The organism is Bacillus sp. FSL R9-9410 (assembly GCF_038050385.1).
GTDB classification, from domain to species: Bacteria; Bacillota; Bacilli; order Bacillales; family Bacillaceae_G; genus Bacillus_A; species Bacillus_A cereus_U.
On the sequence record NZ_JBBOTV010000002.1, the window covers coordinates 333314 to 349491 of the forward strand.

Here is a 16178-nt window from a genome sequence, read left to right on the forward strand (position 1 = left end):
TGAGGTGGGAGTTTTACTGACCGTTAATGCGGGATAAAGTTGGATTCCTTTCATTCTTATGGAACTACGGGATTTTTTAGAACATACTTGGGGGTATCGATATAAAGTGAAACTTTAATGAGGTTGGGGTCTTATTGAACGCAAATAGCGGAATAAAAATAAAATTTTCTAAATATTTTCACTGAGACGTGCATAAGTATAGAATTTATTGACTATAACAGTAATAACCCAAAAAAAAATAGCCTCTACGTCAAAAGACATAGAGACTATTTTAATTAAGCGTGAAGATCAGAAACTTCTTGTTCTTTCACTTCTTCTACTTTTTCGTTTACACGTTCAATAGTTGCACCTAATGCAGCTAATTTCTTATGGAAATCTACATAACCACGGTCAAGATGTTTTAACTCTGTTACACGAGTATAACCTTCTGATACTAAACCAGCTAAGATTAATGCTGCTGCAGCACGTAAATCAGTTGCGCCTACTTCAGCACCTTGTAAGCTACTTGGACCGTTCATAATTACAGAACGACCTTCGATTTTAATATCAGCATTCATACGACGGAATTCTTCAACGTGCATAAAGCGGTTTTCGAATACCGTTTCTGTAATCATACTTGTTCCATCAGCATGTAGTAATAATGCCATCATTTGTGATTGCATGTCTGTTGGGAAACCTGGATGAGGCATAGTTTTAATATCAACCGCTTTTAACTTATCTGGGCCGATAACACGTACACCTTCATTTTCCTCAATAATTTTAACACCCATTTCTTCCATTTTCGCTGTAATTGAGCGTAAATGTTCAGGCACAGCATTTTCAATTAAGATGTCTCCACCTGTAATTGCCGCTGCAACCATGAATGTTCCTGCTTCAATACGGTCAGGAATAATAGGGTGGTTTGCACCATATAATTTCTCAACGCCTTCAATACGAATCGTTCCAGTTCCAGCTCCGCGTACTTTCGCTCCCATTGCATTTAAGAAGTTAGCTAAGTCAACGATTTCTGGCTCTTTCGCTGCGTTTTCAAGGACTGTTGTCCCTTTTGCTAATGTAGCTGCAGACATAATGTTTTCTGTTGCGCCTACGCTTGGGAAGTCTAAATAAATTTTAGCTCCTTTTAGTTCTCCCTCTACGTGTGCCTCAACAAATCCGTTACCAACTTTTACTTTCGCTCCCATTGCTTCGAAGCCTTTTAAATGTTGGTCAATTGGACGTGAACCAATTGCACATCCACCAGGAAGTGCAATACGAGCACGACCGTTACGTGCTAATAATGGTCCCATTACTTGAACAGATGCACGCATCTTACGTACATACTCAAATGGTGCTTCAATGTTTAATTCTTTAGAAGAATCGATTGTTACTTGGTTATTTTCAAATACGACTTCAGCATTTAAATGACGTAATACCTCGTTAATTGTGTATACATCAGATAATACTGGTACTTCAGATAGTACATTCTTTCCGTCACTCGCTAATAGGGCTGCAGCGATTATAGGTAATACAGCATTTTTTGCGCCCTCAACACGCACTGTGCCGCTTAACCGCTTTCCGCCACGGACGATGATCTTTTCCAAATTATTCCCCTCCGTGTCCTTTTTTCAGTATCTATTCACTCAATACTCAGAAGTTATGATCGGTGTGCCAACCACAATTGTATCTTTGTTGTTTGTAGAACGTATTGCTATTTGCACATTTATTTTCTCTCTATTTGTTGAAAGAGCGTCATTCCACTTTTTATTATATGCGGAGACTGATACAAATGCTCTTTCTTCTATCTGCTCGATCGCTCTTGCTGAAAGATCTTTCAAAACCTGATTGGTTTTATTTTGCAAAACACCTTCAATCTTATCATTCAGTACACCTTGAACACAAGTGTAAATTATAGGTTTTTCACTAAAAATTTTATCCATGTTCTGAACGTACTTCGGGTCCCATTTCGCCCCGCTCACTTCAAAAATAATAAAAGTGTTTTCTTTAGTATTTTCCTTACTCCAAGTTACTACTATTCGTTCTTCATGTGAAGAAGATTTTTTATAGGATGTAGCCTTATATCCATCTGGAGATTGTTCTAATTCCCAACTTTCGATGTTTGCCTCTTCCTTCACATCGTTTAACAGTTTTTGAAACGTATGTATATTAGAAATTGTTTTCGTTTCTCGCGCTAACCATGACCACCGCTCTACTTTTGCATCGTTCTTCTCTAAAGCTGCAATCATGCTCTCCATTTTCTGTTCATCGCTTATAGGTTTCATCTCTCTATATCCAACCAAAAATAAAACAACACTTACGATAACGATAAGAATGGCTTTAAACTTCAATTTCATCCCCTCCTATCCCCATTGTTAACGGAGATATGAGGTTCTATACACTTACTTTACTAAATACGTTAAACTCTTTGAATAGCCTAAATAATCAAGAAAAAAGTTACTTACAGATGTCCCAATTGTAATTGTAATTAGGATGAGTAATACTCTCGTCTGCATCACTTTCCCAGATTTCATTAAGCGCTCAATGTGAATACCTTGTAAGGCCCACCACGTAATGGTAATAAATAATAAATGTGAAACAATGGCAATCAGTGCTTGTTGCCCTAAAAGATGTGCCAAAAAATCGACCCCTTTTTTTGCTTGGCTACTACTTACGCAAAACGTAAAAAACGATACCATAAATAAGTAGGAGCCACACTTTTTCACACGCAAATAAGCATCTTACATTTTACATCGTAATTTTCTGTTAAAAAACATATACCTATAGGTGTTTTCATTTGCTGTTACTCCAAAATAAAAAGCGTAGAGTACGGACTCTACACCTTTTATTTTTACTATTGTACCACGTTCCCTAAGAAGAAGAAATCTTTCATTAATGGAAAATATTCATAGAAGAAATTGTAACCAATCATCGGCATAATCCCCAGTATTACAATCGAAATTGCGCAAAGACTCATGACAATCTTTATATTTAACGGTAACCGAAGCTTTTCTTCTGTCTCTCCCGTGCGGAAAAACATTTGCTGTAATATCCGGAAGTAATATATGAATGAAATAACTGTTGTTCCCATCATAATAGAAACTAATACGTAATGAGCAGGTTCAACATGAAGTGCCCCTAAAAAGATGTTAATTTTCCCGATGAAACCTGCTGTCCCCGGTATTCCAGCTAACGATAAAATAAAGATCGTCATCACTATAGCTGTAAAGGGGGATCGCTTATATAACCCTGTAAAAATCGTCATATTTTCCTTATCATTTTGTAAGATTAATCCGTGGATGATTGCAAATGCTCCTATATTCATAAGCATATATGCAAGCATATAAAACCACATACTATCCATCGTAAACTGTGATAGCGCTACAAGGGGGACTAGCAAATACCCAGCATGCGCGATACCTGAATAGGCAAATAGACGTTTTACGTTGTATTGCTTTAATGCTACTACATTCCCAACAATCATCGTAATACTCGCTAGTACAGCAATGTATATACTCATACGCCCGTACAAAGATTGTGCGTCTCCTTGGACTGCCACGCCTGCAAACACCATAAGAAACAAACGCGTAATGAGTAGAAATCCAGCAATTTTAGAAATCGTTCCGAGGAAAGCTGTGACAGGTGTAGCCGCTCCCTCATACACATCTGGTGCCCACATATGAAACGGCACTGTTGCAATTTTGAACGAGAGCCCAACGAGCAGTAGTAGAAATGCGAGAGCTAACAATAATTGAATGCCACCAGCCAACTCTTGCGTAAATGCCTTTTGCATTTCCACTATGTTGGTCGACCCTGTAATACCGTATAAATAACTCATTCCAAAGAGTGTAATTGCTGTTCCAATTCCTCCGTTAATGACGTATTTCATCGCTGCCTCATTTGATGCGCGGTTTCTCTTTCGGATTCCTACTAGAATATACGAAGAAAGCGAAAGTAGTTCTAAACCAACGAACAATGTAATGAAATCAACACTTGAAGCCATGAACATCGCTCCAAGAAGCGCCATTAAAATTAAATAATAATATTCTCCCTTATCTTGAATAGGCTCCTTCTCATCATCGCTCATTGCCATACATAAAATGAGAGCTGCTCCGCCTAATAACAACGTTTTAAATCCTTTTGAAAATCCATCTAACACAAACGACCCATTTAAAATATCTCCTGCCGGTTCGCTGTATAGCGAAATTAATGACACTATCGCTAACAGGGCAGCGGCAATTGCACCAATCGCTACGTACCTATGGTTCAGCTTAAAAAATAAATCACATATGGAAAGAAGGATGGCAGCCCCGAGAATAATGAATTCTGGTACCATGAGATGCCATGATAAGCTAAGTAATGTGTTCATATCCATCCTACTTCACCCCCAATGTTTTCAATGTAGTTTGAAGTGGATCCCCTAGTAGTTCTGGCATTACGCCAATTGCAATAATACAAACGATAAGCACTATAATAGGAACGTATTCCCATCCGTGTATATCAGATTTCACTTCCCATTCTTTCTTACCAAATGTCACTTGAAGTGTCGCTCTTAATACGTATACAGCGGTTAAAATAATTCCGAGTACACCGGCGGCGGCAATGACTGGTTTCCCTTGGAATAAACCGAGAAAGGCAAGGAATTCGCTAACAAATCCAGACATCCCTGGCATTCCAAGCGATGCCATACCGCCCGCTAGGAAGAAACCGCTAAGCACCGGAACACTTTTTGCAAGTCCACCAAGTGCTGTAATATCCGAAGTCCCGAAACGCTCTTCAATAATGCCAAGCAAGAAGAAGAGTAAGGCCGCAATTAAACCGTGAGACACAACTTGGAACAGCGCCCCTTGTGTACCTGGTGCATTTAACGCCGCAAGACCCATTAATACAATGCCCATATGCGAAATACTAGAGTAAGCAAGTACCTTTCTAAAGTCCGTTTGGATGAGTGCTAGAAAGGCCCCATACAATAAATTAATTACCCCTAAAATCGCGATTAGCGTTGCAAAATCACGAAAATATTCTGGGAATAATCCTTTCCCGAAGCGAACAATACCGTATGCGCCAATCTTCAGCAAAACCCCCGCATGAAGCATAACTACAGCAGGATGCGCTTCTATGTGTACATTGACCATCCAGCGATGCAAAGGGAAAACAGGGAGTTTAATTGCAAAAGCAATCATTATGGCAAGAAACAAGCCGAACTGTAAGCCACTTGAGACGGCCATTCCTCCCCCAGCACCTACACTCGTTAATATTTCTTTAAGCTCCGTAATATTTGTCGTACCTGTTTTTGCAAATAAAACCGAGAAAACGATAAGTAAAATAGCTGATCCAATACCGTTATATATTAAATAACTATATGCAGCCTTTTCACTCGACAATTTCCCCCACTTGCCAATTAATAAAAACATTGGCGGCAACGTAATTTCAAAGAAGATGAAGAACAGTATTAAATTTTGAGCAGCGAAGACACCGAGCATGCCTATTTCTAACATGAGTAACAGCATGTAGAATGCTTTCAAATTTCTTTTAATAGAAAATGCCGCAATAGCTGCGAGCATCGCTAGAAGGGCTGTGAGCACCATCATTACAAGCGATAAACCATCAATACCAAGCTCGTAATAAATTGAAAACCACCTTTTGTCCACTGCTGTGAAATCCCCAAATTTAATCCATTTCACTTTTTCATCAAATATCGATAAACTCTTTCCTGAAGCGTATGTACAAGCGAGGACGATAGCAATTCCAAATGGAAGCGCCGTTCCGAATAAACCAAGCGCCTGTACTGTACGCGATTCTCGTTTCGGCGTTAATAAAAGCAAGAGAATTCCTAAAAGTGGGGAAAAAATGAAGAACGTTAATAGCAATCCATTCACCGTAAATCCCCTCCCGTATATAACAAAATAATTAGGAGCACTGCGAGCGAAACTGCTGTTACAGTTCCATACACTTGTACATTCCCGTTTTGAAGCCGTGATCCTAGGCCACTCATACCTTTAACGAGTCCAACAATTAAAACTGCGATTCCTTCTACAACGTATACTTCAAATAAGCGAAGCACATGAGCGATTCCTTTCGTAATAGGAAGCACCGTCACATTGTATAGTTCATCCACATAATATTTTTTTTTCAAAAGGTTATAAAGAGGCGTCCCTTCTCCGCCGGCCCAATCTCTAGAGATAGATTTCTTACCATATATGAAATATGCGAGAGCAATTCCAGCGAATGAAACGAGCGTCGCAACAACCATAATCCAAACAGGTCCATGCACTTCCTTCACCTGGAATCCTATATCTTTCGTCAGCCAATCCCCAAGAAACGTTCCGAACCACGGTGTATTTATATAGCCTGCCACTACCGCAAGAACACCAAGGACAATCATCGGATACGTCATGGTGCGAGGCGATTCATGCACCTCTTCCTTCGTCTTCGTTTCCCCTGTAAAGACAAGAAAGTATAAACGGAACATATAAAATGCTGTTAGAAATGCCGCAATTACTGCTAAAACGAATAGAAAGTAATTGCCATTCATCCAAGCCGCCGCTAAAATTTCATCTTTACTAAAAAATCCGGAAAGAAGAGGAACACCACTAATTGCAAGTGTGGCTATTAAAAATAGTGCACCGGTTACTTTCATCTTTTTCTGTAAACCGCCCATTTTATTAATGTTTTGCGTATGGACTGCATGAATTACACTTCCTGCTGCTAGGAACAGTAATGCTTTAAAAAAGGCGTGTGTCGTTAAGTGAAAGATACCAGCTACATAACCAGCAGAGCCTAGCGCAAGCATCATATACCCGAGCTGACTAACTGTAGAGTAAGCAAGAACCCTCTTAATATCAGTTTGCACTAGACCAATAGAGGCCGCAAAGATTGCGGTGAAAGCCCCAACGATTGCCACAGTTTGCATCGCTACCGCACTTGCTGAAAATAGCGGGAACATCGTCGCTACTAAATATACGCCGGCTGCAACCATCGTTGCCGCATGAATAAGCGCCGAAACAGGCGTCGGTCCTTCCATTGCATCTGGCAACCATGTATGAAGCGGGAACTGACCCGATTTCCCCATCGCACCGATAAAAATTAATATCGCCGTTATTGTAATCATAGAAGGAGAGAGGTCGCCCGTATGAATCGCTTTAAAAATCGCGTCATATTCAAAACTACCTGCGTGCCAAAAAATTAAAATCATCCCAATAAATAGCCCAACATCCCCAATGCGTGTCATAATAAAAGCCTTTTTCGCAGCAGCTTTCGCTTCTTCTTTAAAGAAATAAAAACCGATAAGTAAAAACGAACCAAGGCCGACTAACTCCCAAAATATATAAAGCTGTAATAAATTCGTCGATATAACTAGCCCAAGCATCGCAAATGTAAAAAGCCCTAAATATGCATAAAAGGTTGATAATCTGGCGTCACCTTTCATATAACCTTTTGAGTACACATGTACAAGAAAACTCACAAGCGTAACGATAAACAACATTAAAGCTCCTAATGCGGTAACTTCAAAACCAAATGATATATCTATATCTCCTACCCTAAGCCATACCCACTTATGCTTCACTGCCTCGGATGAAAACCGTTCTATTAGTACCACTACCGCGGATATAAAGGAGAGAAAGGTAAAGAAAATACCTAGTACACTACTTCCCTCTCTAATTTTCTTCCCGAACACAATAAGTAACAAAAACGAAACAAGCGGGAAAAGCGGTATGAGCCATGCATAATCGATCATTGTTTCCTTCCCCCTTTTCGGTCACAATGCTATCCTTTGAGCGTATCCATCTCATCTACATGAACTGTCGGGCGATTACGGTACAAAGCAATCAAAATTGCAAGACCTACCGCTGCCTCCGCCGCCGCTACAGACATCGTAAACAGCGAAAAAATTTGTCCTGTTAAATTCGGAAACAAGCCTAATTTACTAAACGCTACTAAATTTAAATTGGCCGCGTTTAGCATCAATTCGATACAAACTAATACAATTACTGTATTTCGCTTTGTTAAAGCTCCAAATAAGCCGATGCAAAACAAAATAATCGCAAGTGTTAAATACGCAGAAGCTGGAACGCTACTCATGGGAATCCTCCTCTCCCTCATCCTTCTTCGCAAGGATAATCGCTCCTACAAGTGCTACAAGTAAAAGAACTGAGGTTAACTCAAATGGAATAATATATTTTGAATAGAGAAGTGTACCGATTTGAAGTGTGTTGTTTTCATGGAGAGGTAAACTTCCTTGTGTGCTTTGATTTGAAAAATCGATACTATTAACAGCGAAATACATAACTGCTCCAAATGCTACAACCGCAAAGAAGATAATCCATTTTCGAAGAGTAAGGCGCGATTCATTTTCCGCATTATGTTTCGTTAACATAATGCCAAAAATCATAATAATAGTGATTGCACCAGAGTAAAGTAAAATTTGTGCAACTCCGATAAATTCGGCTGATAAGAGAAAGTACAAACCCGCAATGCTAAGGAACGTAAGCACAAGGGCCAGCATCATATGCATTACTTTCGTTAAATTCAGCATAAGAACGCCGCCTATAATCGCAGACAAGGATAATATAAAGAAAGCTACAAACTCGCCATTCATGCTTTATTCTCCTTCCTGACGTTCTCGTCGTTCTCGTCAAGCCACTGCAAATTTTTAAATAAATCATCACGTGAATACTCTGCGAGTTCAAAGTTATTTGTCATTACAATCGCCTCTGTCGGGCAAACTTCTGTACATAAATCGCAAAGAATACAAATTTCAAAATTAATATCATACGTGTCGATAATTTTCCCTTTTTTCGTAGGATCAGGATGTTTTTTTCCTGTTAATTGAATGCAATCTGTCGGACAAATGTTGGAACACTGATTACAAACAATACATTTCTCTGGATAAAACTTTTGAATACCTCGAAAACGGTCTGGTAATGGCAACGGTTGATTTGGATAATCATACGTCACCTTTTTCTTACTCAAATTACTAAGCGTATATTTTAACCCTTTAAATAGTCCTTTCATCTCTTGCTGGCACCCCCTTCATAGATTAGAAGAATAGCTCCTTAATCAATGCCGTTAAGAAAATATTTGCAAGTGCGATTGGTAATAATACTTTCCATCCAAACTCCATTAACTGGTCACCTCTTATACGCGGGAACGTAACGCGGAACCAAATTAATAGAAAGACCACACTGCTGAATTTCAAAGCAAACCATACGGCTCCTGGAATAAATCCAAGGAACATAACTGGATTCCATCCGCCTAAAAAGAGTACTGTAATTAAAGATGCCATTCCGAAGAAATATACATACTCTGAAAGCATGAAAAACGCCCAGCGAAACCCTGAGTATTCCGTATGGTATCCTGAAACAAGTTCTGACTCCGCTTCCGGTAAATCAAACGGTGTCCTATTTAACTCTGCAACTGCCGCGATTAAGAAAATAACGAAACCGATTGGCTGTGCGAAAATGTACCATACCTTCTCCTGCGCCGCTACAATTTCATTCAAGTTAAGACTACCAGCTAACAAAACGACACCAATTACACTCATCACAAGTGGAATCTCATAAGAAATCATTTGTGCCGCCGCTCGCATCCCTCCTAAAAGGGAATACTTATTATTTGATGCCCATCCCCCAGTCACAACTCCGATCGTCGTAATCCCAGAAACAGCAATGTAATACAGTAACCCTACGCCAATATCCGCGAACTGAAATTTATCGGTAAACGGGATAACCGCAAGTACCATAAATGCTGGTGCGAATGCAATAACAGGTGCTAATATAAACAACGGTTTATCAGCAGCTTTCGGAATGCTATCTTCTTTTAATAATAGTTTCAAAACATCAGCTACCGTTTGGAGTAAACCGAACCGGCCCCCAACTTGGTTTGGCCCAATCCGTCCTTGCATAAATCCCATCACTTTCCGTTCTGCCAAAATACCGTATGTAACGAAGCCAAGGACTGCAAATAATAGAAGCACCGCTAACCCGAAAAAAATGAAGAAATTCGTCCAGCTTGAAGGTGATTGTAAGAGCGTCTCAATCATTAGCCGTCAACCTCCCCAAGTACAATATCAACCCCACCTAAAATCGTAATTAAATTGGCGATATTTTCACCTTTCAATAATTTCGGTAAGATTTGCAAATTATAAAAAGACGGTCTGCGAAATTTCAAACGGTACGGCTCTTTCTTTCCATCACTAGCAATATAACAACCAATCTCTCCCCGCGGTGACTCTATCCGGACGAACGCTTCTCCCTTAGGTGCTTTAATAATTTTCGGGACTTTCGCCAGCACAGCGCCGTCTTTAGGGAACTGCTCGGCTGCTTGCTCAATAATTTTCAATGACTCCTCAATTTCCTCCATCCGGCAAACGTAGCGATCCCAAGCATCTCCCGTGCTCCCAACAGGAACATCAAAGTCAAAACGATCATAAATAGAATACGGCTCATCTTTACGAAGATCCCAGTTTACCCCCGTGCACCGTAAATTCGCTCCGCTTAAAGAATATGAAATTGCCTCTTCGGCGTTATATACGCCAACGCCTTTCACACGATTTAAGAAAATTTCATTTCCGCTAACGAGGTCGTGGTAACCTGCCAATTGCTCTCTCATATACGGAACAAACTCTTTCACCTTTTCAATCCAGCCGTCTGGCGCATCCCACTTCACGCCGCCGACTCTCATATAGTTGAAAGTAAGCCTTGCACCGCACAATTCACTTAATAAATTTATAATCATCTCTCGTTCACGAAAGGCGTATAGAAACGGGCTAACCGCTCCTATATCAAGCAAGTTCGTTCCCCACCAGACGAGATGACTCGCAACTCTCCCAAGCTCCATCGCAAGCACCCGTAAATATTCAGCACGCTCTGGAATCTCAAGATCCATCATCGTCTCTACAGCATGGCAAAGGACGTAATTATTCGTCATCGCTGATAGATAGTCCATTCGATCTGTATACGGGATAATTTGCGTATATTGCAAGCTCTCAGCAATCTTTTCTGTTCCGCGATGCAAATATCCGATAACCGGTGTAGCCTCTTTAATAATTTCCCCGTCAATCTTAATTACAAGCCGAAACACACCATGTGTACTCGGATGCTGTGGCCCTACATTTAAGAGCATCTCTTCCGTACGGATCACAAGCTACACCTCCACATCATACGGTTCATAATCTTTCCTAAGCGGATACCCTACCCAATCATCTGGCATTAAAATTCGAGATAAATTAGGATGACCTTCAAATATAATACCGAGCAAATCATACGCTTCACGCTCCGGCCAATCTGCCCCTTTCCAAAGCGGCGTCACCGATTCTACTTGCGGCGTTTCCCTATCCAGCTTTACCTTCACTGCTACTGACTGTTTCTTTCCATATGAAAATAAATGAACATACACTTCCATATGTGTCACAAAATCCGTCGCATGTAGCTCTGACATATAATCAAAAGCAAGTCCCTCATGGAATCGTAGCAATTCCATCACTTCATAATATTTTGAAGGCTCCACCACAAGCGTTGGAACATCTTTTGAAAGCTTATTAATATAGGAATCTACTAATGCATATTCCCCTATCTTCTCCTTAACAATCTCCACATAGCGATTTAAATATGGTTGGTTAACTGATGGTTCTTCCTGCTGCGGTTCATCCTCTATCTTATTTACAGCTCCCTTTGCCCTTGCCGCTGCTGCGGCTTTCGCTTTTGCGGCTGCAATTGCCTTTGCTTTCTCATCTCCAGAATCCCCATCACCTTGTGAGGCTTTCACTTTCGCCAATGCTGCCGCTTTTGCTTTTGCAACTGCTACAGCCTTTGCCTTCGCTTTGACTTTTTCTTCGTCCGTTACTTCTTCGTTTCCTTCTCGCTTCTGCTTCGCTAATACCGCTGCTTTTGCTTTTGCGACTGCTGCGGCTTTCGCCTTCGCTTTGGCTTTTTCTTCGTCCGTTACTTCTTCGTTTCCTTCTCGCTTCTGCTTCGCTAATACCGCTGCTTTTGCAGCTGCTACGGCTTTCGCTTTTTCTTCGTCCGTTACTTCTTCGTTTCCTTCTCGCTTATGCTTCGCTAATGCCGCTGCTGTTACTTTGGCTGCTGCTGCGGCTTTCACCTTCGCTTCTTCTACATTAATCCCCTTATCTTTTGGTAGCGCTTTCTCTTTTTCTCGATGTTCTCCTTCAAGTTTAGACATTTCCGCCTCATGTTTCGCAGCAAGACGTTTCCGCGCTTCCTCTTTCGCATGACGGGCTGCTTCTCTTTTCATGCTTTCTAAGTCTTTATTTGGATCACTCATTTATTCGTCACCTGCTTCCCGGTCCTCGCCTCGTAACGAATTTTTTCTTTTAATTTATTAATTCCATAAATTAAAGCAGCTGGATTTGGAGGGCATCCAGGTATATACACATCAACTGGTACAATTTGATCTACACCTTTCACAACAGCATACGAATTCACATACGGACCACCGGCTGTTGCACAAGATCCCATCGCAATTACCCACTTTGGTTCAGGCATTTGATCATATAAGCGCCGAACAATAGGCGCCATTTTCTTCGTTACCGTTCCTGACACAATCATGACATCCGATTGTCTTGGTGAAGTCCGAAAAAATGACCCAAATCGATCTAAATCGTAATGTGATGAGCCTACTCCCATCATTTCAATCGCACAGCATGCCAGTCCAAATGTCATCGGCCATAAAGAGTTGCTCCGCGCCCATCCCTTCAACTGTTCCAATGTAGAAAAAAAGATATTTCTTTCTAATTCCGCTCGATCCTGCGGATGTAATTCCTCAAAATTTATAACCATTGTAACACCTTCTTTTTCCAAGCATACGCTAATCCAACTAGCAACATCACAACAAAAATGAGCATTTCAATCAGTGCAAATAAACCCAGCTTGTCATATGCAACAGCCCATGGGTATAAAAATAAAGTTTCTACATCAAAGATGACGAACAATAAAGCGAAAATATAATAACGAGCATGAAACCGAATATTTGCATCATGAAAAGGCTCAATTCCACTCTCATACGTCGTCGCTTTCGCTGCACTCGGTTTATTTGGACGCAGCATTTTTCCTAATGTAAGAGCCACTACCGGCAGCAATATACCTAATAGCAAGAAAATCAAAACGATCATATAACTATTTTCATATACACTTGCCATTGTGAAACCCTCCCCCCTGAATTAAGAACAAGTTCACATAGTAAACAATATGTCTTACTTGCATTATTTATTATTTTTAAATTTTTCTAAATAATGCAACTATTTAGTCCATTATAGCAAACTTCAAATTCCTATGTCGATATATTGGGAACAGAAACAACAATTAATACTTACTGAGCAAATCTATTTTTACAACTCATAATAAATGTGTAAAATAAATATAGAAGTTCTATATGTTTTTCAAGCAATCCTAAAAAACATAAACTACAAAAAGGTGGTTCTTATGTATATACAGTGGGTGATATAAATGAAAAAACAAACACATGTAAGTATTCTAATAAGCATTGCATTGTTGTATATAACTATTCATTACGTATCAATGCCTTTTTTATATGAATACGCACTTCCATTTCAAATATTAACTGGAATAAGTACCATATTAATTGATATTACAATTTGCAGTTATATATTTTACTTTTCCAATATGAAACAAGGGTTAGCTCGTTTATTTTGGATGATATTAACTATCGGATCTTTCTCTTATTTCATCGGCGATATAATAGTTGCTTATCAACGCTTAATTTTGCATGACTACTATACATTCGTTGATCCATCAGATTTTTTTTACTTATTATTTTTAGTTAGCTTTGCATTTGCCTTTCTATATGAAATTATTTATGGCCGAGACTTATTGGAGCAGCTTTTTACGATATGTGATATTTGTATTATTGTTACAGCTCAATTTACTTTAAGCTACTATTTGCTTATTGAAAGAACCATTCATATTTTTACAACATCATATATCGACATGTTTGTTCAACTCACGTATCCAATGGCTGATTTACTCTTTCTTTTAATAGGAATCAACCTCTTATTCAGGCCATTATTCTTACTACCAAAACAAGTTGGCGCTCTTCTTGGCAGCTCTTTAATTTTGTACGCTACTACGGATGCTATTTATGCTTATATCAAATACTTCCAGCCCGAGCACTCTATGTTCACAGTTGCTCCATTATATCAAGTAACCCTAGTATTAGTAGCAATCGCTTGTATACTTCACACACAAGAGCCTGAAAAACAAGAACAAGTATTACTAACACCTCAAGTGGGTGAATCAATCCGATTATCATTACCGTATATTTCTGTAGTGATGCTTATTGTTTTTCTATTGGTCGAAAATGTTTTTGCACCTAGCGTAGTAATTGGACTTATAGTAACTTTCGCCTTCGTTCTCATACGCCATATGTTAGTTCGAAGACAAAATAAAATATTATTGCTCGTACAAATGCAATTCAACTTGGAACTCGAGAAACAAATCGAACTACGTACAGAAGATTTAGTAGAACAAAAAAATGAGTTATATCATAACCAACAAATGTTTAAATCTTTATATGAGCATCATCCAAATCCAATTTTCACATTAGATTTGTACGGTAATTTCCTCAATGTGAACAACGCTGGAACTACTTTACTTGGTTATCAAACGAATGAATTATTAAACCAACCATACTATTCACTTATGTATAAAGAAGATTTGGAAGAAATCATTAATGCCTTTCGTCACGTTAAAAAAGGGAAATCTATTTCTTTAGAAATACGGGCATATCATAAAAATAGAGATATTTACTACTTGCATGTTACAGCTGTTCCCATCTTTTTAAAGGAACATATTTCTGGGGCCTATTTAATGATTAAAGATATTACAGAAAGCAAACATCAACAAGAACAAATTAATTTCCTAGCATATCACGATACTTTAACGGAACTTGCAAATCGCCGTTCATTTCATCAGCAGTTAGAAGCAGCAATTGCACGAGCAAAAATATCGAAAAGACCTTTTGCTGTTATGTTTCTAGACCTAGATCGCTTTAAAGTTATTAATGATACACTCGGTCACCGGGTAGGAGATCTCTTATTAATTGCAGTAGCAAAAAGGCTCGAACGAATATCAACACAGAATATGAAACTTGCCCGGTTAGCTGGGGATGAGTTCACAATCCTTATCGAAAATTATCAAAAGAGGACAGATGTAAAAAGGATAGCTGATATGATTGTAGTAGCCATGTACGAACCATTCGAAATCGAAAATCAACATTTACGAATCTCACCGAGTATCGGGATTGCCATATATCCTGAAGCAGGAGAAGACCCACTATCTATTTTACAACATGCCGATATGGCCATGTACGAGGCAAAAAATAAAGGAAAAAATCGTAGCTCTCTTTACACGAAAGAACTATACAAGAAAATGGAACGTAAAGCTCGAATCGAAAAAGATTTGCCACTCGCTTTAGTAAACAACGAATTTTATCTCGTCTATCAACCACAAATTGATACGACAACAAATAAAATTATCGGTGCTGAAGCATTAATACGTTGGAAACATCCACTATTAGGTGACATTTCACCATGTGAGTTCATTCCAATTGTGGAAGAGACTCCGCAGGTCATCCCACTTGGACATTGGGTGCTACAAGAATCTTGTCGTCAACTCAAAATATGGCAAAGTTTTGGATACACAAACTTAAAAATGAGTGTCAATTTATCAGCGAAAGAATTTCAACAAAATCAATTCATCGAAAATATTTCACGAATACTAAAGGACGTAAAGATTGACCCGAAAGATGTAACACTTGAACTAACAGAACGAATTGCGATGATTGATGAAAAGGAAACATTATCGAGACTAAAGCAATTAAAAGAATATGGTATTCAAACGTCCCTTGATGACTTCGGTACCGGCTACTCTTCTCTTGCTTATTTATCAATTTTCCCTATCGATACATTAAAGGTACCAAAAGAATTTACACAACTAGCCGATCATCGACCTGAAGAGAGAGCCATCGTTTCCACTATCCTTTCTCTTGCAAATACTTTAAATCTCTCTGTCGTTGCTGAAGGAATTGAAACAGAAAAACAGCTTAAGTTTCTGCAAAAAAACAACTGTAAATACATGCAAGGTTACTATTTCAGTAAACCTCTAACAAGTAAACAGTTTATAAAATTCCTACAAAAAACACCCAGTATGAACCAATAGTTCACACTG

General features: G+C 39.1%; 15 protein-coding genes. 1 reads left to right on the top strand and 14 read right to left on the bottom strand.

Annotated features, from left to right (window positions below; translation table 11 throughout):
- Window positions 1–275: 275 nt before the first annotated feature.
- From murA to nuoA, 14 genes are all read right to left on the bottom strand, one after another.
- The gene (gene murA / locus MKX77_RS25665) at window positions 276–1580 is read right to left on the bottom strand and encodes a UDP-N-acetylglucosamine 1-carboxyvinyltransferase (protein WP_002068497.1); all 1305 of its coding nucleotides are present in this window, start codon (window positions 1578–1580) and stop codon (window positions 276–278) included.
- Between the two features lie 39 nt (window positions 1581–1619).
- Entirely contained in the window at window positions 1620–2324 is a 705-nt protein-coding gene (locus tag MKX77_RS25670; RefSeq protein WP_215551360.1) for a YwmB family TATA-box binding protein, read from the bottom strand.
- 51 nt (window positions 2325–2375) lie between these two features.
- Window positions 2376–2612, bottom strand: coding sequence for a DUF1146 family protein (locus tag MKX77_RS25675; RefSeq protein ID WP_002113021.1), 237 nt, complete (start codon window positions 2610–2612; stop codon window positions 2376–2378).
- Window positions 2613–2827: 215 nt separating this feature from the next.
- A complete protein-coding gene (gene nuoN, locus MKX77_RS25680) occupies window positions 2828–4342 on the bottom strand; it encodes an NADH-quinone oxidoreductase subunit NuoN (protein WP_341308255.1) in 1515 nt (504 codons plus the stop codon).
- A gap of 7 nt (window positions 4343–4349) precedes the next feature.
- Window positions 4350–5852: an NADH-quinone oxidoreductase subunit M gene (locus tag MKX77_RS25685; protein ID WP_341308156.1), complete on the bottom strand. Its 1503-nt coding sequence runs from the start codon at window positions 5850–5852 to the stop codon at window positions 4350–4352.
- On the bottom strand, window positions 5849–7711 hold the full coding sequence (gene nuoL / locus MKX77_RS25690) for an NADH-quinone oxidoreductase subunit L (protein WP_341308157.1): 1863 nt from the start codon (window positions 7709–7711) through the stop codon (window positions 5849–5851). The genes MKX77_RS25685 and nuoL overlap by 4 nt, the downstream gene beginning before the upstream one ends.
- A 29-nt stretch (window positions 7712–7740) precedes the next feature.
- On the bottom strand, window positions 7741–8055 hold the full coding sequence (gene nuoK / locus MKX77_RS25695) for an NADH-quinone oxidoreductase subunit NuoK (protein ID WP_000100081.1): 315 nt from the start codon (window positions 8053–8055) through the stop codon (window positions 7741–7743).
- Window positions 8048–8572: an NADH-quinone oxidoreductase subunit J gene (locus tag MKX77_RS25700; RefSeq protein ID WP_204209441.1), complete on the bottom strand. Its 525-nt coding sequence runs from the start codon at window positions 8570–8572 to the stop codon at window positions 8048–8050. The genes nuoK and MKX77_RS25700 overlap by 8 nt, the downstream gene beginning before the upstream one ends.
- Window positions 8569–8988, bottom strand: coding sequence for an NADH-quinone oxidoreductase subunit NuoI (nuoI, locus tag MKX77_RS25705; protein WP_000677191.1), 420 nt, complete (start codon window positions 8986–8988; stop codon window positions 8569–8571). The genes MKX77_RS25700 and nuoI overlap by 4 nt, the downstream gene beginning before the upstream one ends.
- Window positions 8989–9013: 25 nt before the next feature.
- Window positions 9014–10015: an NADH-quinone oxidoreductase subunit NuoH gene (gene nuoH, locus MKX77_RS25710; RefSeq protein ID WP_002144750.1), complete on the bottom strand. Its 1002-nt coding sequence runs from the start codon at window positions 10013–10015 to the stop codon at window positions 9014–9016.
- Window positions 10015–11115 (bottom strand): NADH-quinone oxidoreductase subunit NuoD, encoded by a 1101-nt coding sequence (gene nuoD, locus MKX77_RS25715; RefSeq protein WP_078179514.1) that lies wholly within the window; start codon window positions 11113–11115, stop codon window positions 10015–10017. The genes nuoH and nuoD overlap by 1 nt, the downstream gene beginning before the upstream one ends.
- Before the next feature lie 3 nt (window positions 11116–11118).
- Window positions 11119–12258 carry an NADH-quinone oxidoreductase subunit C gene (locus tag MKX77_RS25720; RefSeq protein WP_341308158.1) on the bottom strand — a complete coding sequence of 380 codons (1140 nt, stop codon included), beginning with the start codon at window positions 12256–12258 and terminating at the stop codon, window positions 11119–11121.
- Window positions 12255–12773, bottom strand: a complete 519-nt coding sequence (gene nuoB / locus MKX77_RS25725; RefSeq protein ID WP_088079753.1) for an NADH-quinone oxidoreductase subunit NuoB — start codon at window positions 12771–12773, stop codon at window positions 12255–12257. Before nuoB ends, MKX77_RS25720 begins: the two co-directional genes overlap by 4 nt.
- A complete protein-coding gene (gene nuoA / locus MKX77_RS25730) occupies window positions 12764–13132 on the bottom strand; it encodes an NADH-quinone oxidoreductase subunit NuoA (RefSeq protein WP_000179270.1) in 369 nt (122 codons plus the stop codon). Before nuoA ends, nuoB begins: the two co-directional genes overlap by 10 nt.
- Window positions 13133–13439: 307 nt before the next feature.
- Between nuoA and MKX77_RS25735 the strand changes: the two genes are divergently transcribed.
- Complete coding sequence (locus MKX77_RS25735; RefSeq protein WP_341308159.1) at window positions 13440–16169, top strand: putative bifunctional diguanylate cyclase/phosphodiesterase; 2730 nt, start codon at window positions 13440–13442, stop codon at window positions 16167–16169.
- Window positions 16170–16178 lie beyond the last annotated feature (9 nt).